The following is a 20,460-nucleotide window of genomic DNA, read 5'->3' as shown; positions in this document are numbered from 1 at the left end:
TCGGACACGACTCATGACTCAGACTGGCATACCCTTTCTCTTTTTGCGCGGTGGCACGTCGCGGGGGCCGTATTTCCGGCGCTCGGACCTGCCCGAGGATCGCGAGATCTTGGCTGAGGTGCTGATCGCGGCGCTCGGCGCCGGGCACCCGCTCAACATCGATGGTATCGGTGGCGGCGCGGCGGTGACCACCAAGGTGGCGATGCTCTCGGCTTCCGAGGACGACTGGGCCGATGTCGACTACTTCTTCGCGCAGGTCGCGGTCGCGGAGCGGCTGGTGGACTTCAAGCCGACCTGCGGCAACATCCTGTCCGGCGTCGGCCCGGCGGCGATCGAGATGGGGCTGGCGCCGGTGACCGGCGACGTCACCGAGGTGAAGATCCGCGCGGTCAACACCGGCGCGCGGGTCGTGGCCCGGGTGATGACGCCGGGCGGGCGGCTGTCCTATGACGGCAAGGCGGCCATCGCCGGGGTTCCGGGGACGGCGGCGCCGGTCGAGCTGAGCTTCCGCGGCGTGGTTGGCTCGGCCACCGGGGCCTTCCTGCCCACCGGGCAGCTGCGTGATGAGATTGGCGGGGTCGAGGTCACCTGCATGGACGTCGCCATGCCGATGGTGATCGGCCGGGCCGCGGATTTCGGCGTGACGGGCTACGAGAGCGCGGCCGAGCTCGATGCCGACCGCGATCTCTTCGCGCGGATCGAGGCGGTGCGGCTGGAAGCTGGGCGGCGCATGGGAATGGGTGACGTGACAAAGTCGGTGACGCCGAAGTTCGGATTGCTCGCGCCCGCGCAGGGCGGCGGCTCGATCGCCACACGCTATTTCATGCCATGGAACACCCATCCATCCATGGCGGTGACCGGGGCGCAATGCCTGGCTTCCTGCGCCCTGACCCCAGGCACGGTGGCCGATGGTCTGCTCGAGCGCCCCGTGGGCTCGCCCGCGAACGTCGTGCTCGAGCACGGCTCGGGCACGATCGACGTGCTGGTCGAGTATTCGACCGAAGGCGGCTTCACCCTCGAGGCGGCCGGGCTCCTGCGCACCGCACGAAAGCTCGCGGAGGGCAAGGTCTTCGTGCCAAAGTCAGTGTGGGGCGGCTCGGAATAGGGAACGCAGATGAAGGTCCACATCCTCGACGACTGGTTCGACACGCTACGCGGGCTACCGTGTTTCTCGAAGCTCGGAGGTCACGACATCAACGTATGGACCGATCACGTCGAGGATGTGGACGAGCTGGCCCACCGGCTGCGCGAAGCAGAGGCGCTGGTGCTGTTCCGCGAACGTACCAAGGTCACCCGGAAGCTGCTGGAGCGGCTGCCGAAGCTGCGGCTGATCTCCCAGCGCAGCGTCTACCCGCATGTTGATGTCGTGGCCTGCACCGATCACGGCGTGCTCTTGTGCTCGAACATGCATGCCGACGCGCCCTCCTATGCCGCGGCCGAACTGACTTGGGGGCTGATCCTGTCGGCGATGCGCCAGATCCCGCAGCAGATGGCCGCGGCCAAGGCCGGGCGCTGGCAGATCGGCGTCGGCAAGACTCTGCGCGGGCGCCGGCTCGGGCTCTACGGCTACGGGAGGATCGCCAAGACCGTCGCGGGCTATGCCGAGGCCTTCGGCATGGAGGTGGTCTGGTGGGCCTCCAAGGAGGGGCGCGCGCGGGCTGAGGCCGATGGCGTGCAGGTGGCAGCCAGCCGTGAGGCGTTCTTCGCCGAGAGCGACGTCGTCTCGCTGCATGTCCGGCTAAAGCCCCACACGCGCGGCATCGTCACGCTGGACGACCTGTCGCGGATGCGGCCCGGCTCGGTGTTCGTGAACACCTCTCGCGCGGGGCTGATCTCGCCCGGCGCGCTGCTTGAGGCTCTGAACCGAGGCCGTCCCGGCATGGCGGCGATCGACGTGTTCGACACCGAGCCCGCGATCGATCCCGCCGATCCGCTGCTCGCGCATCCGAACCTGATCTGCACGCCGCATATCGGTTTCGTCACCGAGGACGAGTTCGAGCTGCAATTTTCGGACATCTTCGACCAGGTCGTGGCCTATGCGAATGGCGCGCCGATCAACGTCATCAATCCCGAAGCCCGGCCCGGCGCTTGATCCCGGCGACCACCGGCGCACCGGTGATCACCAGCACGATCCGTGTCAGGTGATGCGCGATAACATAGCCGAGATCAGCCCCGGCGACGATCGCAAGCACCGTCATCTCGGCCTGGCCACCCGGCGCGAAAGCGAGGAAGGCGTCGACGCCCCCGGCGAGGTCGAGCCACCGCACCAGCGATGACACCGCCGCCGCCAGCGCCGCCAATACCACTACATAGGCCGCGCCCGCCGCCACGTCGCGGCCGAGCTCGCGCATTGTGACGCCCACGAAGTGGACGCCAATGCCACAGCCGATCAAGAACTGCGCGGCGAGGATCGCCTCGGCGGGCGGGCGCGCATGGATCAACCCCGAGAGCGAGAGCGCGGCGGTCACGATCATCGGGCCGAGGATCGAGGCGCCGAACAGCCCGATCCGCTCGCCGCCCTTCCACCCGATCCATGCGGCGGCGGCCATCAGTGCCATCTCCGCCAGCGGCAGGTCGGAGGCGGGCGCGCCGATCGGGTTCGATAGGCTGCTGCCGTAGAGCTGTGTCAGCAGGATAGGGGCCAGCGTGACGATGAACAGCACCCGCGTCGCGTGGATGAGCGACAGGGCCCGCGCGTCGCCGCCCGCCTCGATGCCGAAGATCACCATGTCCTGTAGCCCGCCGGGCATCGCCGCATAATAGGCCGTCGCTCCGTCGAAACCCCAGACCCGCCGGAAGAACGGCACGCCGACCGCGCCGATCACCGCGATGAAGACCGGCACCAGCGCGATCGAGACCGCCATTTCGGGCAGCCGCGCCAGCACGGCAGGCGTGATCGAGGCACCGACCGCGACGCCGAGGATCGTGCGACCTGCGACAGAGACCTGCCCGAAGCCACGCAGCGGTAGCCCCACGAGTGCCGAGAGGAGGCAGGCGAACATCGGCCCAAAAAGGAAGGGCAGGGGCAGGCTCGCGGCATGGAAGACCAGCGTGCCAAGCGCTGCGACAGCTGCGGTAAGGGCGATGCGGGCAGCGGGCGGAAGCGGCAGGCGAGGCATCGGAAACTCCGCGTTGACTCGGTATGTGTCCAATTGTATCCAACTGTATGCAGTTTGCAAGGGGAGCATCATGACGCTGAGCGAGGAGGATCGCGGCGAAGGGCAGGGTGGTGCCGCCTATCGCCGCCTGCTCGAGGAAATCCGGGCTGGCCGGCTGGCAGCGGGCGACCGGCTGCGTGAGACCGAACTGGCCGAGCGGCTGGGCGTCAGCCGCACGCCGGTGCGCGAGGCGATCCGCCAGCTCGAGGCGGACGGTCTCGTCACCCATGTCCCGCGTCAGGGCGCAAGCGTACGCGGGCTCGACTACGCGGAGGTAATGGAGCTCTATGAGATGCGCGCGGTGCTCGAGGGTACGGCAGCGCGTCTCGCGGCTCGAGCGGCCTCGGAGATCGAAATCGATGAGCTCGCCACCTTGAACGAGGAGTTGGTCCGCGCCGGTGCCACGCCACAGGCCTACGACCTCAACCGGCAGTTCCACGCGGCGCTTCTGGATGCCGCCAAGAACCGCTTTCTCACCCGTTCGATCCAAGGGCTTCAAAAGGCGCTGATGATCCTCGGGCCGACGACGCTCACCGCGCCCGAGCGGGCCGAGCGGGCGGTCGAGGAGCACCGCGCCGTGCTCGACGCGCTCATCGCGCGCGACGGCGTGCGCGCCGAAGCCGCGATGCGCGCGCATATCGAGGCCGCCCAGCGGGTGCGCGTTCGCGCTGTCCGCGCCAAGGCGCCACCGCTTGACGATGGAGACATGCTGTGACGGACACGCCCGACATTCTGGTGATCGGCGGCGGCAACGCTGCGCTTTGCGCCGCCATCGAGGCCGCGGAGGCGGGGGCGCGGGTGCTGATTCTCGAGGCTGCGCCCAAGCCCTATCGCGGCGGCAATTCGCGCCACACCCGCAACTTCCGCTGCATGCATGATGGACCGCTCTCGGTGCTGGTCGATGCCTATGAGGAAGAAGAATACGTAGCCGACCTGATGAAGGTGACCGGCGGCAAGACTGACGAAGGACTCGCGCGCCTCGCCATCCAGTCCTCGCAGGACTGCCTGCCCTGGATGGAGGCGCATGGCGTGCGCTTCCAGCCCTCGCTCTCGGGCACGCTGAGCCTCGCACGGACCAACGCCTTCTTCATGGGCGGCGGCAAAAGTCTGGTGAACGCCTATTACCGCACCGTCGAGGCACTGGGCGTCGAGGTGCGCTACGAGGCGCATGTCACGCATCTCGAACTCGATGGCGACTGCATCGCTCGGGTCGACTTCGATCATGAGGGCCAATCCCATAGCCTGTCACCGCGCGCCGTGGTCGTGGCCTCGGGCGGGTTCCAGGCCGACCGCGACTGGCTGGCGCGGGCCTGGGGACCGGCGGCGAAGAACTTCCTGATCCGAGGCACGCCCTACAACCGCGGCGTCGTGCTGGCCGATCTATTGGGTCAGGGCGTGGCCTCGGTCGGCGATCCGACCCAGTGCCACGCGGTCGCCATCGATGGGCGCGCGCCGCTCTATGACGGCGGCATCGTCACCCGGCTCGACTGCGTGCCGTTCTCCATCGTGGTCAACAACGAAGGCGAGCGCTTCTACGACGAGGGAGAGGATGTCTGGCCCAAGCGCTACGCGATCTGGGGCCGTCTGGTCGCAGCGCAGCCCGACCAGGTGGGCCACGTCATCATCGACGCGAAGAGCATAAACCTCTTCATGCCCTCGGTCTTTCCGCCCCTGAGGGCGGACAGCATCGAGGAGTTGGCCGGGATGATGGGGCTACCCGCACAGAAGGTCGCGGCCACGGTGGCCGAATTCAACTCGGCTTGCGGCGACACCTCGGGCTTCAGCCCGATGGAACTCGACGGCGTCACCACGACAGGGCTGACCCCGCCCAAGACCAACTGGGCCCGGCCAATCACCGAGCCGCCCTTCTACGGCTACTCGCTGAAAACCGGTGTCACGTTTACCTATCTCGGGCTCAAGGTCGACGAACGCGCGCAGTGCGCCACCGACCGGGGCCCGATCCGCAATCTCTGGGCCGCAGGCGAGACCATGGCGGGCTCGATCTTGGGCCAAGGCTATCTCGCCGGCTTCGGCATGACCATCGGAACCGTCTTTGGACGTATCGCAGGCAAGGAGGCCGCCGCATATGCAAATGCAGCCTGAATTCGTCGAAGAAGCACGCCGCCAGGCGGAGATCTGCAACGCCTGCCGCTACTGCGAGGGCTATTGCGCGGTGTTCCCCGCCTTGCAGGCTGAGCGCGCTTTCGCGGAGGCCGACCTCACACAGCTTGCCAATCTCTGTCACAACTGCCGCAACTGCTACCATGCGTGCCAGTACACCGCGCCGCACGAGTTCGACCTGAACCTGCCCAAGGCGCTGGCAGAGCTGCGGCATGACAGCTGGGACACCTTCGCCTGGCCCGGCGGGCTCGCGCGCGCGTTCCAGCGCAGCGGCACGATGATCGCCGTCGCCTTCGTGCTGGGCTTCGCGGCGCTTTTCCTCGCCGCGCGCGCCCTGCCGGCGGAGGGCGAGGGCTTCTACGCGGTGCTGTCGCACAACGCCATGGTGGCGATCTTCGCGCCGGCCTTCCTACTGCCGCTCGCGAGCCTTTCCGTCAGCCTGCGCCGCTATTGGGCGCATGTCGGAGGCGGGCGGATCACGCTCGGCCATCTGCGCCATGCCTTTGGCTCGGCCGCGAAAATGCGCAACCTCGCTGGCGGGCATGGTGACGGCTGCAACTTCGAGGAGGAAGACCGCTTTAGCCAAGCGCGCCGACATGCCCACACCGCCGTGCTGGTAGGCTTCCTGCTTTGCTTCGCATCGACCTCGTCTGGCACCGTGCTGCACTACGTCTTCGACGCGCCCGCGCCTTACGGCTTCTGGTCGCTGCCGAAGCTCCTGGGCGTGCCGGGCGGGCTGCTGCTCGGGGTGGGTGCGCTGTGGCTCGCGCATCTCAAGCTTAAGGCCGATCCCGAGCTCGGTGCACCGCGCGCCTGGGGCGGCGAGATGGGCTTCGTACTGCTCCTGGCCTTCGTAGCATGGAGCGGGCTGGCGCTCTGGCTGCTGCGCGATCACGCGGCGCTGCCAATGATCCTCGCGCTGCATCTGGGCGGAGTGCTGGCCTTCTTCCTGCTGATGCCCTTCACCAAGATGGCACATGGCTTCTACCGGCTGGCGGCGCTGGTCCGGGACGCGCAACGGCGGGAGGCGAGCTAAGCGAATTCAGGATAGCGGGAGGACGGCTTCGAACCGCGCTCCTTGGGTGCCCGAGGCGAGCCGCACATCGCCGCCATGCGCCTGCGCGACATCGCGCGCGATCGCAAGCCCCAGACCACAGCCCGCAGTGCCGTCATCCTCCGCACGAAAGAATCGGTCGAAGATCCGTTCGCGCAGGTCGTCTGGCACACCGGGGCCGTCATCCGCTACAGCGAGGGTGACGGCCTCAGGGGCGAAATCGAGCGTCACGGCAATTTCACCGCCATGAGCCGCGCCGTGCATCAAGGCGTTGTCGAGCAGATTGACCAGCATTTCCTCCACCAGCACGCGGTCGGCTATCACCGACCGGGGCGTACCGGTCGAGGCGAAGGAAACTTCCACACCCCGCCGCAAGGCGCGCGCGGCGAAGCCTCGGGACGTTTCCGTCGCCAGCGCCACGAGGTCGAGTTGGGACCGTTCGCGGCGCAGGCTGCGGCCGCGGACCTTCTCCATCGACAGCAACTGGTTGGTCAAACGCCCGGCGCGCCGCGCATCTGCCGCCAGATCACCGGCACGGCGGCGCAAGCTGGCCTCGTCGGGTGCGGTGAGAAGTGCTTCGGCCTGAACTTGCAGCGATGCGATTGGATTTCGGATCTGGTGAGCTGCGTCAGAGATGAAGGCGTCGCGCGCGGCGAAGGCTGCACGAAGCCGCGCTAAAAGGTCGTTCGTCGCCTCGACCAAGCGGTTCATCTCGGGCGGCACCCAGCGACGGATCGGATGGAGATCGTCGGGGGTGCGGGCCGCGATTGCCGCTTCGAGCTGGCGCATCGGCCGCAAGCCACGGTGGATACCGAACCAGACGATCAGCCCGGCCGTGACAATCACAGAGGCGAGCGAGAAGATCGTCTGTGCCAGCAGCCGCAGGCTGAGCGCAGCGCGTTCGGACACGGTTTGCCAGACCTGCACCGTGACCCAGCCTTCGAAACGCGGGTCGTCGAAGTGCTCGCGCAGCGTCACGACCCGCACCGGCACCCCGTCCAGAGTGCTGTCGTAGAAGCGCGGCATGTCCGCGCCATCGCCGGGTGGCGGCGCGGGAGCCTCCGAGAAGCCGGTGACGAAACTGCCCTCCGGTCCGACAATCCGGTAGAAGACGCGGTCTCCCAGCGCCTCGCTCAGCGCGCCCGTGAGCGCACCGGTCAGGATGTCGCCCTCGCTCAGCAGCACGTCACGCGAGATCACCAGCGCCACGGCCATCAGCGTCTGGTCATAGAGCCGCTGCGACAGCTGCGTGGCGCTGTCGAGTCGCGCCCAGGACGCGAGACCGGCCACCAGCACCAGTGGCAGCACGATCATCGTGAACAGCCGCGCCCTGAGCGACAGCCGCATCACGCGCCTCCGTCGTCGAGCATGTAGCCCAGGCCGCGCGCGGTCCGGATCGTTACGCCATGACCCTCGATCTTGCGCCTTAGCCGTGACACGAGGATCTCCACGGCATTGGGCTCGACCTCCGAGCCCGTACCGTAGAGCGTGGCGGCGATTCTCTGTTTCTCGACGATGCGGCCGGAATTCGCCGCGAGAACCTCGAACAGGGCCAACTCGCGGCGGGGTAGGTCGATGGGTCCTGCCGGCCCGGAGAGCCGGCGTGCGGCGCGGTCGAGCCTGAGCGCCCCGAAGCTTTCGACATTGGCGCGCAGTTCCGGCCGCCTGCGGGCCAGCGCGCGCAGCCGCGCCACCAGCTCGGCCACCTCGAAAGGTTTCACGAGATAGTCGTCAGCTCCGGCCTCGAGCCCGGTGACCCGGTCCGAGGTCTTTCCCATCGCGGTCAGCATCAGGACTGGCACGGCATCGCCGCGCACCCGCAGGCTGCGCAGGATTTCCAGCCCGCCCAAGCCCGGCAGGTTGACGTCGATGATGGCAATGTCGGCCCCCTCGTTGCGCAGGAACCTCTCGCCCTCCGCCCCGTCGGCGAGCCAGTCGACGGCGAAGCCATGATCGCGCAGCGCGGCAGAAAGCCCCTTGGCGAGGCCCTCATTGTCTTCGATCAGAACGATCCGCATGAAATTCGATCCCGACAGCTTTCGGACAGGTTGCGGGTGTATCCCGCCGGGTCAGGGCCACCGGCGACAGCCGCCGTGGACCCCGGGCACGGCGGGGACGAGGAGATCCGCCGGGACCGTTCGAACTCTAAGACATCAAGGGAGGACGACTTGTCAAAGAATCTCGGCATCACCCGCAGGACGGGACTGGCCATGGCGCTGTGGACCGGCGTCGCGCTGACGCTGCCCATGTCGGCGCAGGCCTCGGTCAGCTTCGAAGGCGAGACCATCGAGTGGATCATCCCGTTCTCGCCCGGCGGCGGCTCGGACACTTGGGCCCGCTTCAACGCACCGTTCCTGCAAAAGTACCTGCCGGGCAATCCGACGGTGGTCGTCGTCAACGAACCAGGCGGCGGTTCGACCAAGGGCGCGAACCTTTATGCAGCCCGCGCCAAGCCGGACGGATTGCAGCTGCTGGGCACCTCCGGCTCGACCCAGTTTCCCTACCTCTTGAACGACCCGCGCGTGCGTTACGACTATCAGGACTGGAAGGTGGTCATGGCCTCGCCCACCGGTGGCGTGGTCTACACCACCCCCGCGACCGGGGTGACCGCGCCTGAGGAGATCGGCAAGCTCGCGGATCAGAAGCTGACTTATGCCAGCCAGGGCGCGACTTCGCTCGATCTCGTGCCGCTGCTGGCCTTCGAGGCGATGGGGCTCGATGCGCGCCACGTCTTCGGTTTCCAGGGCCGCAGCGATGGACGGATCGCCTTTGAGCGCGGCGAGGTGAACATCGATTACCAGACCTCCTCCGCATATATCAGCAACGTCCAGCCACTGGTCGAAGCCGGTCAGGCCGTGCCGCTATTCAGCTGGGGCGCTCTCGACGAGGATGGCGTGCTGGTTCGCGACCCGACCTTCCCCGACCTGCCGCATTTCGGCGAGGCCTACGAGACCCTGACCGGTCAGCCGGCCGAGGGACCGGAATTCGACGCCTACTTCGCATTCTTTGCCGCCGGCTTCCCGGCCCAGAAGCTTGTCGTCGTGCCGTCGGAAACCCCCGACGAGATCGTCACGGCCTACGAGGCAGCCTTCGAGGCAATGAAGGCCGATCCTGAATACCAGTCCGCGAAGGAGGCCGTTCTCGGTACCTACGAGCAGGTGACCGGTCCGCAGGCCCAGACCCTATTCGAACGTGGTACCACCATCGCGCCCGAGCTTCGCGATCAGGTGGTCGAGATGCTGGCCGGCGAATACGGCGTTCGTCTGGGCGAATAAGCCCGGCCGCCGGGCGGCCCTCATGTCCGCCCGGCACCATTCCCTATTACCGACATCGCTGCGGCGGGCATGCGCTTGGCCTACCCCATCGCGCAAAGCGGTGGGGGCGGGCGCCGGCTTGTCGCTGCCATACCAAGGATCGCTGCCGTGGCGGACACGCTCATCAACGCTCTCGCGACTTTGCTCACCTTCCAGCACCTGCTCTACATGCTGCTGGGCGTCTCGGTCGGCCTGACGGTCGGCGTCATCCCGGGTCTGGGCGGCATCGCCGGCCTCTCTCTTCTGGTGCCGTTCCTCTATGGCATGGACGAGGTCTCGGCGCTGGCGATGCTGATCGGCCTCGTCGCGGTGATCCCGACTTCTGATACATTCTCCTCGGTGCTGATGGGCATTCCCGGCTCATCGGCAAGCCAGGCCACGGTGCTGGATGGCTTTCCTTTGGCCCGGCAGGGACAGGCGGCGCGCGCGTTGTCCGCCGCCTTCGTCAGCTCGATGTTCGGCGGCCTCTTCGGTGCGCTGGTGCTGACCGGTTTCGTGGTAATCGCCCGGCCGCTGATCTTGATGTTCGGCTCGGCCGAGCTTTTCATGCTGACCCTGTTCGGCCTCTCGATGGTTGCTGTGCTCGCGGGGCGCAGCCTCGCCAAGGGGCTCGCGGCCTGCGTCGTGGGCTTGCTGATCGGTTCGATCGGCGGCTCGCCCGCGACCGGCGAATTTCGCATGATCATGGGATTCGACTATCTCTATGACGGCATTCCACTCGTCGTGGTGGGTCTCGGCTTCTTCGCCATCCCCGAGATCGCCGACCTGCTGCGCCGCAACGCCGCCATCGCCGAAGGCAACGCGCTGGGTTCTGGCTGGGGGCAGGGCCTGCGCGACTGGTGGCGAAACGTGTTCCTGTCGCTGCGCTGCTCGGGCTTGGGCTGCATGATCGGCGCGATCCCGGGCCTCGGCGGCTCGGTGGTCGACTGGATCGCCTATGGCCATGCGGTGCAGAGCACCAAGACTGATCCGAAATTTGGCCAGGGTGACATCCGGGGCGTTGTTGCCCCTGAAAGCGCCAACAACGCCATGCAGGGCGGGGCGCTGTTGCCGACCATGCTGTTCGGCATTCCCGGCTCGGGCTCGATGGCGGTGTTTCTGGGCGGCATGGTGCTACTGGGAATCGAGCCCGGCCCGGCCATGGTCGGTGCCGATCTCGACATCACCTATTCCGTGATCTGGTCGCTGGCGATCGCCAATGTCATGGGCGCCGGGATCTGCCTGATGCTGGCGCTTCCGATCGCCCGGCTGACCCGCGTGCCGTTCCAGGTGCTGGCGCCTTTCATGATCGCGCTGATCTGCTTCGCCGCTTTCCAGGCCACCCGCGACCTCGCCGATCTCGTGGCGCTGCTGGTGCTGGGCGTGCTCGGCGTGCTGATGAAGCGCTTCGGCTGGCCGCGTCCGGCGCTGTTGATCGGCTACGTGCTCGCACCTCAGGCCGAAACCTATTTCTACCAAGCCGTGCAATTCTACGACTGGGGCTTCGTCACCCGTCCCGGCGTGATCATCCTCGCATTGCTCACCGTCGCCTCGGTTGTGCTCGGCCTGCGCAATCGTGTCGACGACACCGGAAGCGCGGGTAGCGTCGAGGCTGGCGGGACCGATCGCCAGCGCCTGCCGCAGGTGCTGTTCGCGGCGGCGATCGGCCTGTTCTTCCTCTGGGCGCTACGCGATGCGCTCGGTCATAGCTTCCTTGGCATGATCTTCCCGGCCAGCGCCGCGGTGATCGGCCTGGCGATGATCGCGCTGCTGCTGCCGCAGCTGGTCACCGCCGCGCCGGGCCATAAGGCGCGCTTCGATGCCGAGCTTGCCGTCACGCCCGATCAGGGGCTGGCGGGGATGTGGGGTGGCATCGGCTGGATCGCCGCGCTGGTCGCGGGCAGCGCGGTGCTGGGCTTCTATGCGGCGCTGCTGCTGTTCTTCCCGGCCTTCCTTCTGTTGCGGGCCCGGACCCGGCTCGTCCCGGCGGCGCTGATGACCGCCTCGGCGGCTGGGGTGGTGCTGCTCCTGGCCTGGGCGCTGTCGCTCAACTTCCCCTACGGGCTCGCGCAGGAGCACATGGCATTGCCTTGGCCCTTCAGTTGATCCGAGCCTGCTCGAAGCTGCGGCGCCGGAAGCCCCGGTGCCGCGTCCGTCTCCACCGACTTTTCTGACGGCCTGTGGGCCTCGTTCGGAGCCTCCATGACTCAGACTGGCATACCCTTTCTCTTTTTGCGCGGTGGCACGTCGCGGGGGCCGTATTTCCGGCGCTCGGACCTGCCCGAGGATCGCGAGATCTTGGCTGAGGTGCTGATCGCGGCGCTCGGCGCCGGGCACCCGCTCAACATCGATGGTATCGGTGGCGGCGCGGCGGTGACCACCAAGGTGGCGATGCTCTCGGCTTCCGAGGACGACTGGGCCGATGTCGACTACTTCTTCGCGCAGGTCGCGGTCGCGGAGCGGCTGGTGGACTTCAAGCCGACCTGCGGCAACATCCTGTCCGGCGTCGGCCCGGCGGCGATCGAGATGGGGCTGGCGCCGGTGACCGGCGACGTCACCGAGGTGAAGATCCGCGCGGTCAACACCGGCGCGCGGGTCGTGGCCCGGGTGATGACGCCGGGCGGGCGGCTGTCCTATGACGGCAAGGCGGCCATCGCCGGGGTTCCGGGGACGGCGGCGCCGGTCGAGCTGAGCTTCCGCGGCGTGGTTGGCTCGGCCACCGGGGCCTTCCTGCCCACCGGGCAGCTGCGTGATGAGATTGGCGGGGTCGAGGTCACCTGCATGGACGTCGCCATGCCGATGGTGATCGGCCGGGCCGCGGATTTCGGCGTGACGGGCTACGAGAGCGCGGCCGAGCTCGATGCCGACCGCGATCTCTTCGCGCGGATCGAGGCGGTGCGGCTGGAAGCTGGGCGGCGCATGGGAATGGGTGACGTGACAAAGTCGGTGACGCCGAAGTTCGGATTGCTCGCGCCCGCGCAGGGCGGCGGCTCGATCGCCACACGCTATTTCATGCCATGGAACACCCATCCATCCATGGCGGTGACCGGGGCGCAATGCCTGGCTTCCTGCGCCCTGACCCCAGGCACGGTGGCCGATGGTCTGCTCGAGCGCCCCGTGGGCTCGCCCGCGAACGTCGTGCTCGAGCACGGCTCGGGCACGATCGACGTGCTGGTCGAGTATTCGACCGAAGGCGGCTTCACCCTCGAGGCGGCCGGGCTCCTGCGCACCGCACGAAAGCTCGCGGAGGGCAAGGTCTTCGTGCCAAAGTCAGTGTGGACCCCATAGTCAATTTATTGCCAGGCCAAAGTTCTGCGGAAACCTTTTCGGTCATATCGAAGCAGTGGCGTAGCGCATATTCTCATTAGTTCCCCGCCGGAACCGGCGCGCCCTCATGCAATAACCTCTTCGACATTAGGGTGACCCAGAAGTCGCGCGGAATCGGCGTACACTTACGCTCGATGAGAAGCCGACGAAGATCATCGCGGACATGATCGCCGAGGTACCTGAATGGCTGAGAGAAGCTATGAGGGAGCTCGAGCGGGGCAGAGGAGACGGACATAAAGCGATCGCGTTTCACGTAAGAACAGATAATCGGAATGCTAAAGGAGCGGGATACCGACAGCTGGGGCGGTTCAATACTTTCAACCAAAGGCAGTCTTGAACACAGCGAAATCGCCCCTATCTTTGGTCTGAGCGCTGGAGAGAGACGGTTCCGGTCTGCTCCGAGGTCTGCGTGATCGTGCGACCTCGTCTTGACGGCCGTGGCGGCTTCAGCCGTCCTATCCGATGCGGCCATCGGGCGAAATTGCCCCGGACTTCCCTGATGGAGGTTCGTTATGAACTTGATCGTCTTTCCCCCCGTCGCCGCCGCACCCGTGGAGGGTGCATCCATCCTCGAGATCGCCCTGAACCGCCTCGGTGCCTGGTACGACGCCGAGCGCTATACGCTCGGCGGCGTGCTCGCCCAGGCCGGACGACGCCAGGCTGCCGCCGCTCTCGAGCGGCTGGAACAGCTGCATCTCGAACCGGACTCGAGCGAGGAGGACCTGCGGGACCTGCTCGAGGAGGCCGTGAGCTGCCTCGAGTTTCTGCTCGATACCGTGAGCGAGATCCCCAGCCGTTGCCGGCTCACAACCGCTTATGGTCTGCCCGGACCCGCGCCTTTCGATCGTCACGTGCTTTGGTCGGGAGCGCGGCTCCAAGACATCGTGGCGACGCTCCATCGCGCGCTGGCGACCTGAGGCGGGGCAGGGGCCCGGGGCATTCCCTCGGGTCCCTTGCCGTTTCATTGCATGGTTCGGAAGGCAGGAAGTTGAGGACCACAGGCACGGGGCGGTCAGCCAAGGAGGGCGGCCTCGACTGCATCCCGCGCGTTGCGGCCATACTCTGAGCGAGGGTGGCCGGTCTCTCCGAGCCAGTCGGGGATCAGGGCACCCTGCGATGCAAAATGCTCGACATGAACGAACGTGACCTGACCGTCCGTGTATGCGACTTCGTTCAGAGTTCGCCATGTTCCAGGCCGCACGGTTTCCAGAAGTTTTCGCGTGGCGCGAACGTAGTTGAGCCCGGTTCCCAGCCCGAACATGACGACGAGGCGCGTTCTTGCCGGGAGCGTGCCCAAAAACTCCGATGCACAGTTCGTCGCGACCTCGTTCCCGAAACCGGTTCCCGTGAACCTGTCGAGCATCCCGCCTCCCGATCCTTTCCAGGTGCGGGATTTTTCGTCGTATCGCACTACGGTGCATCGCACGAGAGATCCGAAATGGAAGCGGCCGCTCCGATCCGAAACAAGCCTGTCGACCATCTCCTTGTATCGACCGCCCTCTGGCTGAGGCACTACACCGATATGTGCGAGGATCTTGCCCACGGCGGTGCGCGATCCCCTGTAGGCGATCGCGTCGTGCGGTGCGCTGGCCAGCGCACCGGCCTGCGTGGGCCCCTTCGAGAACCCCAGAACCACGATCTCGGGTTCGGCGTTCCCCCAGGCAAGGGGGTTCGAGGTAATGCGCCACGTTCCGTCCGGAGACGTCCGCCTCGTAGTGTCGAACTTCACGGTATTCGCAGAAGCAAAGCAGCGGGTGCAGTCGACGCGACCGTGCAGGGGCAGACAGGCCATCGGGCTCTCCGAATGTCGGGATGGAACGGGGAAATCGGTCAGTGCGGGCGGCGCCGGTTCCGGCGACGCCGGTGACGCCGGCTGTCGTGGCAGACGGTCACGACGGTTTCGGTCGCGAGGATCGCGTGGATCTTGAGACGACCGCGCAGCTCCGGATGCTCCGCTTCAAGCTCATGAAGGGTGTCGCGATCCAGGCGGACGAGGGTTCGACCGTCGAAGGACGTTTCATCGCGGCCCCAGGCAAGCACCAGATCGAGCGCCTGCGCCCGGATCGAGCGACCCTGCATACGGGCGCGAGCGTGGCGGCAGGTCCGGAACCCCGGGTGGATTGCGCCGATCATGCCAGATCCCCCGCATCGCGACGCAGCGCCAGCTCGAGCGCCTTACCCACGAAGGTCGGCGCATCGGCACCGATCGCATCGGCCACGTTGCGGGCCGCGGCCGCGTCGAACGTATAGCTGCCGTCGAGCCAGGCCGCGGCCTTCGCACCGAGCGCTTCGGTCGAGCCAAGCCGCCGGGTCGCATGGCGCCCGATGAAGTCGGTCAGCTGCTCCATCCGGTCGAAGGCGCGCAGGCGCTCGTTCATGATGGGATCGTCGGAAGGACCGGTCGGGGTCGGTTGGAAACCGCGCCGCCCGGGAAGCCAGCGGCGGGCCTCGTCGAGTGAGATGCGCACCGGCTTTGCCCCGGGAACGGCGGTGAGGCCGGCCGCTCCGCTCTGGGAAAGCGCGTTGCGCACCGCCCCCTCGGTGATGTCCGCGAGAAGCGCCACCTGTCGGATGGAAAGATCGTCCGTCCAGGTGCCCTCCTGTCCATCGATGGCGGCGCGGGCGGAAGCTGCATCGAGGACGTCGGCCAGCGCAGACGGCGCCCCTCGGTTCGGAAAGCCATGGACGCTGCCGTCCCAGTCCTCGCGGGGGAGGCTGGAGAGGAAGTGCGCCATGCCATGCAGGGCATCCACGTCATAAAGATCGTCGCCTGTGGGCGCAAAGGCATAGGCGTGGAGCGCCTCGATCCCGGCCGCGATGGGGAAGCGGGACAGGTCCACAGCTTCGGCGCGGGTCTCCTCGGGATCGCATCCGAGAAAGGCTTCGCCCTGTTCCGGGCTGTCGGTGGCAAGGACGATGTGCTTCGCCTGCACGATGAGCGAGGCGGCGAGCTCGCGGCGAAGGTCGGAGAGGGAAGGACGCGACATTGTGAACTCCATGCAGCGTATCTGCATGTCACCTCTACGGCGCGGTCGGTACTCGCGTCAACAAAAATATGCAGACACGCAAAATAAATGCTTACTCAACCTTCGGCGAGGTCAGAGCGGAGCAGGGAAGGAGAAGACGGTCGTATCCGATAAGACGGGTTATCGGATAGTAATGGGGCATGGATACCGACCCCCTCCACCGCGACGCATATGCCGTTCGCCGTGCCATCGAGGTGTGCCATGGCGACCTTGGTGCAGGCTTCAGCTGCTTTCCCCGGGGCTGCTGCGGCGATGTCTCCCAACTTCTCGCGGCTTTCCTCGAGAGCCAGGGCCATGGCACGTTCGACTACATCTGCGGCCTCCGGTTCGAAGAAGACGGTCCGCCATCGTCGCATGCCTGGCTCAAGCGGGGCGGGCTGATTATAGACATCACCCGGGACCAGTTCGACCCAGGCCTGGGCCCGGTGTTCGTCGCGGCCGATAGCAGCTGGCACGACGACTGGTTCCCAAGTCGAGATCCCCACGGGCCCGGCGAGTGGACCCTGGAACTGCACTCAGTTTATGCCCGTATTCAGTTAGAACTGAAAAGCGGGAGCGGCACCGCATAGACCTCTGTCGAGAGGGTGCGGCGTACTGATCCAAGTACCCTCGCTCTCGACTCCCCGCAAAGCTTGGAAGGGTGTCAAACCCTGACGATCCGATCTCCACACCGTTCTTGTGGAAGCTCCTGGAAGTCGAGTTAATAGGATGCTCCCTCACGGCCTCCGAGGCAAACGGTTCGAAGCATTGCGCCGCCTGTGCGTAACTTCCCTGAGCTGGCATTGCGATAGGGCGCGTAAAAGAATGCTCCAAGGGCAATGCCAGTAAGGACTGGACAACTTGGGATTGCAGAAAATAAGATGATGTTTGTGGGGGCGAAGGCGAAGGTGGAACGTTGATTATTGGTTCAGAGTATATTCGATCAGGTTACGGAGAGGTGCTGCTCGAATACCCATGCGATACTGCGATTTCCGCCAAATCTCACTATGTTAGAACCCTACATCCCGACGTGAGGGATTACTACGGGAGAAAACGCAGTTATCTCCTGAGGGAAGTTGAAGATCCAGAGCGCATCTTGAGAGTTCAAGAGCTTTGTATGATGGCTGATTGCCTTTATTATGGACTTTTTGGTTACAAAGATATTTGCAAGGCTGCGGCGCTTTATAGATACTGTGACAATGCGGGATTGCCCCGCGCCTCCCATAATATTGGATTATTATGCCTCGCCGAAGGAAATTATCAGGGGGCATTAACTTCATTTGAGAAGGCGTCTGAGACGCGAGCCGATTCATGCTTAAATCTCGCGCTTCTTCATGATGATATGAAGATCTCATATGAGAGGAAAATGCTTCGGGAGAAAGGAGCCTCTGCTCTATATGAGCAGCCCGGATACGCGGAACATTATAAAATAACAGTGCCGAACTACCTTGAGAAGGTTAAGCTGTATGCGGATCAGGGTGATGCAAATTGCGGTAGATATATTGAGGGTAAAAATTATTCTGCCGCCTCTCAAAATGACGATCAATGTGATTTTCAGAGAGGATTCGAGGACATAAAGTCCAGGGCGTACGGTGGAGATCCCATCTCTATGCTTCAGTATGCTTGGGAAGGGTATGCTGGGGCAGAAAAGATATGGATGAAGGAGCGGGACTTCATCCAGAAGTCCGGCCCGAAGGATCAGGGTCATCTCCTCTATTGGCTAAGGTTGTCAGCATTGGCCAATAACTCAGATGCATGTGTTCAATATTCCTCTTTGAAGGCAAGGCACTATGCTAAGGGTAGCATCGAGTTTGCTTCTGGCGATCTCCCCCTTTTCCGGAAGGCCGCAGGATATGGAGCTCGGGCCCCCCAGCAGCTTCTCGGAGTTGCGATGATGAGTGGAGATTTGGGGCTTTATTTGCAGGATGAGGGTTGCTTCTGGTGGATTCTTTCACAAAAAGAAGGGGCGGGGGTATTTAGGCCTCATGAGAAAAACTTTCGTGTCCCATCCTGTATGTTTATGGGGGATGATAATGAGAAAGGGAAGTATTCCGAGGCTTGCGAAAGCTTGATATCTTCTATGAGCAGGTCTCGCGGGCAAGATATTGAACTGCGTGCTTTGGAATGGAGGCCAGATCCCATGGATGACTACATTGATCAAACTTGGTGGTCTAATTATGATGCCCCCGTTCATTTTGAGGTTCCGCTGGGGAAAATATCGCCCTACAACGTTGATCTTAGCGTGCTCTCAGCTCCATCCTTTTATGAGGGGGCTATTGAATACAGGGCATGGCTGTAGCAGATCACTCATGACCCATGGGAGATGTGCAAAAATAACCTGCAACTCCGTATCTTATAGGTATATCCAGCGCTCTACATATGGGCTGGCTTTTTTAGCCGTTCTTTTTAGGCTTTCCTAAAGGTATGGCAAGGTGCGTCCGCTATCGATCTACTTCCATCGTTTATTGCAGCGAGCTGTTTCGTGTAACAAACCCTCAAGGGCCTGTTGGGAGAGCGGATTGGCTTATGGGGCGTGTGCGAAGGTCTTTGTCATCATCTGCGCGCAGACCATATCGCCCAAGCCGGCGTATGCAGCGGGATCTTCGGGAGATCGACGCTGCGTTGACCGGCGTGGTAGGAGCGCTGCTTCATGACTCCAGTCGGGTCGCCGGCACGATCGTCGGGGCCGCCACTTCGAAACTGGTGGCGGCTGGCGTCATGGCCGGGACTTTCGGGGCGATCGGGCTCTTCGGCGCAGCCAGCACAGGCACTGCGATCGCCACGCTGTCCGGGGCCGCGGCCACCACTGCAACGCTGTACTGGATCGGCTCGAGCGTCGGGATGGGGGTCGCTGGGGGCAGCCTGATCCTGACGGGCGGAGGTCTCGTTCTCGGCATTCCCGCTGCCATCCTGGTGCGACGGCGCCTCTTCGGGCGACGCCGCAGGCCGGAGCAGTTGTCTGAACTGGAACAGGCGGCACTTTACGCCGCGCTTCGTCTGGCCGCCCCGCTGCGCGTGGCCCGGGCCCGTTCCATGGCCCTGTCACCGCTCGAGCGGCGGCTTTACGCCCGGGAGGGCCTTGCGCCGCTCCTCGCCGTCATGGGCGAACTCTCCAAGGATGGGAAGGAAGCAGCATGCGCCGAACCGCAGGGATCTCTCGCCTACTGGCCGCGGCGACGCCTGCGGCGCTCCGCCGCGCGCCTCGCGAAGATCAAGAAACGATGGAGCCGAGCGTAGGCCGACGCAGCGCTACGGTGGTGCTTGCGGTCACGCTCCAGCGCCTGCTCGACGATCCGGAGCGTGCCTGGAGCGTGGAGGAGGCGCTCGTTCTCGACGCGTTGCGCCGCTCCAGCACCGCGCTGGACGAGGCCAGTCCGAAAGAGCTGGCAGACTACATGGCTGGCCTCGAGCCGGAGCAGTTGCGCGGGGTGATCTCGAACGTGAAGGGCATCTACCACGAGCTGCTTTTCGCAGCCGCCGAGAATGCCGATGGGGATGCCGTATTCGCCCGGCTTCCCGAAGCCACCAACCACCCGGGCTCGGATGTGGAGTTCGTTGTGAACGGCGAGGTCATCGGGGCGGTCCAGCTCAAGGCTGTGGCTGCGCCGGAGCATGTCTACGAGCACCTCGCCAACTACCCGGGTATCGAGGTGCTGTCGACCGAGGAGGTGGCGGCGATGATCCCCGGTGTGTCGGGAAGCGGGTTCGCCAATACGGAGCTCGAGGCGGAAGTCCGTGCGGCATTCGGCGCCCTGCCGGGCGAGAGCCTGCCGCAGGACCTGCTGGAAGCGGCCGGGGCCTCGCTCTTCGTCAGCGCCGCTCTGACCGCTCGGGGAGCTCTGCGCGCGGGGCGCGTCGAGCCCCGCGCCTTGAAGGCCGCAATGGGAAACCTGGGGGTCGGTCTGACCACGGCCCTCGCGCTCGATGTGCTGCTCGGCGGCGTGTAGGCGTCTACGCCTCGATGACGATCCGGACCTTCTGCGGATCGACGCCGAGTTCCTCGGCCAGATGCTGGCGATGCTCCTCGATCACAGCGCCGAAACTCCGGCTTCCGGACGCTGCGGATGGCGCCTTCCTACCCCCGTGGGCGGCGTCCCACGCCCGCCGCGCCGCTTGAGCATCCGGGAAACCGACCTCGGGCATCCGCTGCCATTCTCCCGCTTCCACCGAACCGAGCACCTCGTCCGCGTCCATGTAGGCCACAGGGTTGCGGTAACCCGGCCACCGGAAGCTGCCCTCCACCTCGGCATACTCCTCGAACTGGATCAGCCAGCGGCCGTCCTCGTCCTGCCGCACGTGCCGGACCGTGCCGCTCAGGAACGCCTGCCCGTGCCGATCCTGGTCGCCGCGTTGCCGGGGATCGTTGGCATTGTGAACCAGCAGCACCCGGCCGGCGGTCGAGACGCGGGTGGGATCGATCTTCCACCAGCCGGCGCCGCCGACCTCCATGATGTCCTTCCGGGTCTTGCAGGTGAAAATCACGACGATCTCGCTCATGGCAC

General features: G+C 65.3%; 20 protein-coding genes. 13 read left to right on the top strand and 7 right to left on the bottom strand.

The window, feature by feature from the left end; translation table 11 throughout:
* Positions 1–13: 13 nt before the first annotated feature.
* Together FHS00_RS06780 and FHS00_RS06775 are read left to right on the top strand one after the other, a co-directional pair.
* On the top strand, positions 14–1,105 hold the full coding sequence (locus FHS00_RS06780; protein WP_183471132.1) for a 4-oxalomesaconate tautomerase: 1,092 nt from the start codon (positions 14–16) through the stop codon (positions 1,103–1,105).
* Positions 1,106–1,114: 9 nt separating this feature from the next.
* Positions 1,115–2,092, top strand: coding sequence for a D-2-hydroxyacid dehydrogenase family protein (locus tag FHS00_RS06775; RefSeq protein WP_183471130.1), 978 nt, complete (start codon positions 1,115–1,117; stop codon positions 2,090–2,092).
* Here the strand turns inward: FHS00_RS06775 and FHS00_RS06770 are convergent.
* Positions 2,064–3,119, bottom strand: a complete 1,056-nt coding sequence (locus tag FHS00_RS06770) for an AbrB family transcriptional regulator (protein ID WP_183471127.1) — start codon at positions 3,117–3,119, stop codon at positions 2,064–2,066. The genes FHS00_RS06775 and FHS00_RS06770 overlap by 29 nt on opposite strands.
* Before the next feature lie 76 nt (positions 3,120–3,195).
* Here FHS00_RS06770 and FHS00_RS06765 point away from each other — a divergent pair, with 76 nt between their 5' ends.
* From FHS00_RS06765 to tcuB, 3 genes are read left to right on the top strand one after another with little or no spacing between them, the layout of a single operon-like run.
* The gene (locus FHS00_RS06765; protein WP_183471229.1) at positions 3,196–3,873 is read left to right on the top strand and encodes a GntR family transcriptional regulator; all 678 of its coding nucleotides are present in this window, start codon (positions 3,196–3,198) and stop codon (positions 3,871–3,873) included.
* The gene (gene tcuA, locus FHS00_RS06760) at positions 3,870–5,261 is read left to right on the top strand and encodes an FAD-dependent tricarballylate dehydrogenase TcuA (RefSeq protein WP_183471125.1); all 1,392 of its coding nucleotides are present in this window, start codon (positions 3,870–3,872) and stop codon (positions 5,259–5,261) included. The genes FHS00_RS06765 and tcuA overlap by 4 nt, the downstream gene beginning before the upstream one ends.
* Positions 5,245–6,315 (top strand): tricarballylate utilization 4Fe-4S protein TcuB, encoded by a 1,071-nt coding sequence (tcuB, locus tag FHS00_RS06755; RefSeq protein WP_343064586.1) that lies wholly within the window; start codon positions 5,245–5,247, stop codon positions 6,313–6,315. Before tcuA ends, tcuB begins: the two co-directional genes overlap by 17 nt.
* A gap of 6 nt (positions 6,316–6,321) precedes the next feature.
* On the opposite strand, the gene FHS00_RS06750 is transcribed toward tcuB, so the two are convergent.
* Complete coding sequence (locus tag FHS00_RS06750) at positions 6,322–7,680, bottom strand: sensor histidine kinase (protein ID WP_183471123.1); 1,359 nt, start codon at positions 7,678–7,680, stop codon at positions 6,322–6,324.
* Positions 7,680–8,351 carry a response regulator transcription factor gene (locus FHS00_RS06745; RefSeq protein WP_183471121.1) on the bottom strand — a complete coding sequence of 224 codons (672 nt, stop codon included), beginning with the start codon at positions 8,349–8,351 and terminating at the stop codon, positions 7,680–7,682. The genes FHS00_RS06750 and FHS00_RS06745 overlap by 1 nt, the downstream gene beginning before the upstream one ends.
* Before the next feature lie 192 nt (positions 8,352–8,543).
* Here FHS00_RS06745 and FHS00_RS06740 point away from each other — a divergent pair, with 192 nt between their 5' ends.
* From FHS00_RS06740 to FHS00_RS06725, 4 genes are all read left to right on the top strand, one after another.
* Entirely contained in the window at positions 8,544–9,608 is a 1,065-nt protein-coding gene (locus tag FHS00_RS06740) for a Bug family tripartite tricarboxylate transporter substrate binding protein (protein ID WP_183471225.1), read from the top strand.
* Between the two features lie 207 nt (positions 9,609–9,815).
* Positions 9,816–11,732, top strand: coding sequence for a tripartite tricarboxylate transporter permease (locus tag FHS00_RS06735; protein WP_246391155.1), 1,917 nt, complete (start codon positions 9,816–9,818; stop codon positions 11,730–11,732).
* Between the two features lie 96 nt (positions 11,733–11,828).
* Positions 11,829–12,914 (top strand): 4-oxalomesaconate tautomerase, encoded by a 1,086-nt coding sequence (locus FHS00_RS06730; RefSeq protein ID WP_183471117.1) that lies wholly within the window; start codon positions 11,829–11,831, stop codon positions 12,912–12,914.
* Between the two features lie 551 nt (positions 12,915–13,465).
* Positions 13,466–13,870: a hypothetical protein gene (locus FHS00_RS06725; protein ID WP_183471115.1), complete on the top strand. Its 405-nt coding sequence runs from the start codon at positions 13,466–13,468 to the stop codon at positions 13,868–13,870.
* A 95-nt stretch (positions 13,871–13,965) separates the two neighbouring features.
* On the opposite strand, the gene FHS00_RS06720 is transcribed toward FHS00_RS06725, so the two are convergent.
* From FHS00_RS06720 to FHS00_RS06710, 3 genes are read right to left on the bottom strand one after another with little or no spacing between them, the layout of a single operon-like run.
* The gene (locus tag FHS00_RS06720; protein ID WP_183471113.1) at positions 13,966–14,745 is read right to left on the bottom strand and encodes a hypothetical protein; all 780 of its coding nucleotides are present in this window, start codon (positions 14,743–14,745) and stop codon (positions 13,966–13,968) included.
* A gap of 38 nt (positions 14,746–14,783) precedes the next feature.
* Positions 14,784–15,086 (bottom strand): hypothetical protein, encoded by a 303-nt coding sequence (locus tag FHS00_RS06715; RefSeq protein ID WP_183471111.1) that lies wholly within the window; start codon positions 15,084–15,086, stop codon positions 14,784–14,786.
* Positions 15,083–15,940, bottom strand: a complete 858-nt coding sequence (locus FHS00_RS06710; RefSeq protein ID WP_183471109.1) for a hypothetical protein — start codon at positions 15,938–15,940, stop codon at positions 15,083–15,085. The genes FHS00_RS06715 and FHS00_RS06710 overlap by 4 nt, the downstream gene beginning before the upstream one ends.
* A 179-nt stretch (positions 15,941–16,119) precedes the next feature.
* On the opposite strand from FHS00_RS06710, the gene FHS00_RS06705 reads away from it, so the two are divergent.
* From FHS00_RS06705 to FHS00_RS06690, 4 genes are all read left to right on the top strand, one after another.
* The gene (locus tag FHS00_RS06705; RefSeq protein WP_183471107.1) at positions 16,120–16,548 is read left to right on the top strand and encodes a hypothetical protein; all 429 of its coding nucleotides are present in this window, start codon (positions 16,120–16,122) and stop codon (positions 16,546–16,548) included.
* Between the two features lie 326 nt (positions 16,549–16,874).
* Entirely contained in the window at positions 16,875–18,257 is a 1,383-nt protein-coding gene (locus FHS00_RS06700; protein WP_183471105.1) for a hypothetical protein, read from the top strand.
* Between the two features lie 290 nt (positions 18,258–18,547).
* Positions 18,548–19,195 carry a hypothetical protein gene (locus FHS00_RS06695; protein WP_183471235.1) on the top strand — a complete coding sequence of 216 codons (648 nt, stop codon included), beginning with the start codon at positions 18,548–18,550 and terminating at the stop codon, positions 19,193–19,195.
* A 17-nt stretch (positions 19,196–19,212) separates the two neighbouring features.
* Positions 19,213–19,905 (top strand): hypothetical protein, encoded by a 693-nt coding sequence (locus FHS00_RS06690; protein ID WP_183471103.1) that lies wholly within the window; start codon positions 19,213–19,215, stop codon positions 19,903–19,905.
* Between the two features lie 4 nt (positions 19,906–19,909).
* Here the strand turns inward: FHS00_RS06690 and FHS00_RS06685 are convergent, their stop codons facing one another.
* Positions 19,910–20,455, bottom strand: a complete 546-nt coding sequence (locus FHS00_RS06685) for a hypothetical protein (protein ID WP_183471101.1) — start codon at positions 20,453–20,455, stop codon at positions 19,910–19,912.
* Positions 20,456–20,460 lie beyond the last annotated feature (5 nt).

This window comes from Limimaricola variabilis (assembly GCF_014195545.1).
GTDB lineage: Bacteria > Pseudomonadota > Alphaproteobacteria > Rhodobacterales > Rhodobacteraceae > Limimaricola > Limimaricola variabilis.
The sequence above is the reverse complement of the archived record's forward strand: the minus strand, read 5'-3'. Positions and strand labels throughout refer to the sequence as shown.

What these genes read in the sequence shown, in the direction of transcription:
- FHS00_RS06780 (WP_183471132.1), top strand. Translation starts at nt 14, where the DNA reads ATGACTCAGACTGGCATACCCTTTCTCTTTTTGCGCGGTGGCACGTCG.
- FHS00_RS06775 (WP_183471130.1), top strand. Translation starts at nt 1,115, where the DNA reads ATGAAGGTCCACATCCTCGACGACTGGTTCGACACGCTACGCGGGCTA.
- FHS00_RS06770 (WP_183471127.1), bottom strand. Translation starts at nt 3,119, where the DNA reads ATGCCTCGCCTGCCGCTTCCGCCCGCTGCCCGCATCGCCCTTACCGCA.
- tcuB (WP_343064586.1), top strand. Translation starts at nt 5,245, where the DNA reads ATGCAAATGCAGCCTGAATTCGTCGAAGAAGCACGCCGCCAGGCGGAG.
- FHS00_RS06750 (WP_183471123.1), bottom strand. Translation starts at nt 7,680, where the DNA reads ATGCGGCTGTCGCTCAGGGCGCGGCTGTTCACGATGATCGTGCTGCCA.
- FHS00_RS06745 (WP_183471121.1), bottom strand. Translation starts at nt 8,351, where the DNA reads ATGCGGATCGTTCTGATCGAAGACAATGAGGGCCTCGCCAAGGGGCTT.
- FHS00_RS06740 (WP_183471225.1), top strand. Translation starts at nt 8,544, where the DNA reads ATGGCGCTGTGGACCGGCGTCGCGCTGACGCTGCCCATGTCGGCGCAG.
- FHS00_RS06735 (WP_246391155.1), top strand. Translation starts at nt 9,816, where the DNA reads ATGCTGCTGGGCGTCTCGGTCGGCCTGACGGTCGGCGTCATCCCGGGT.
- FHS00_RS06730 (WP_183471117.1), top strand. Translation starts at nt 11,829, where the DNA reads ATGACTCAGACTGGCATACCCTTTCTCTTTTTGCGCGGTGGCACGTCG.
- FHS00_RS06725 (WP_183471115.1), top strand. Translation starts at nt 13,466, where the DNA reads ATGAACTTGATCGTCTTTCCCCCCGTCGCCGCCGCACCCGTGGAGGGT.
- FHS00_RS06720 (WP_183471113.1), bottom strand. Translation starts at nt 14,745, where the DNA reads ATGGCCTGTCTGCCCCTGCACGGTCGCGTCGACTGCACCCGCTGCTTT.
- FHS00_RS06715 (WP_183471111.1), bottom strand. Translation starts at nt 15,086, where the DNA reads ATGATCGGCGCAATCCACCCGGGGTTCCGGACCTGCCGCCACGCTCGC.
- FHS00_RS06710 (WP_183471109.1), bottom strand. Translation starts at nt 15,940, where the DNA reads ATGTCGCGTCCTTCCCTCTCCGACCTTCGCCGCGAGCTCGCCGCCTCG.
- FHS00_RS06705 (WP_183471107.1), top strand. Translation starts at nt 16,120, where the DNA reads ATGGATACCGACCCCCTCCACCGCGACGCATATGCCGTTCGCCGTGCC.
- FHS00_RS06695 (WP_183471235.1), top strand. Translation starts at nt 18,548, where the DNA reads ATGCAGCGGGATCTTCGGGAGATCGACGCTGCGTTGACCGGCGTGGTA.
- FHS00_RS06685 (WP_183471101.1), bottom strand. Translation starts at nt 20,455, where the DNA reads ATGAGCGAGATCGTCGTGATTTTCACCTGCAAGACCCGGAAGGACATC.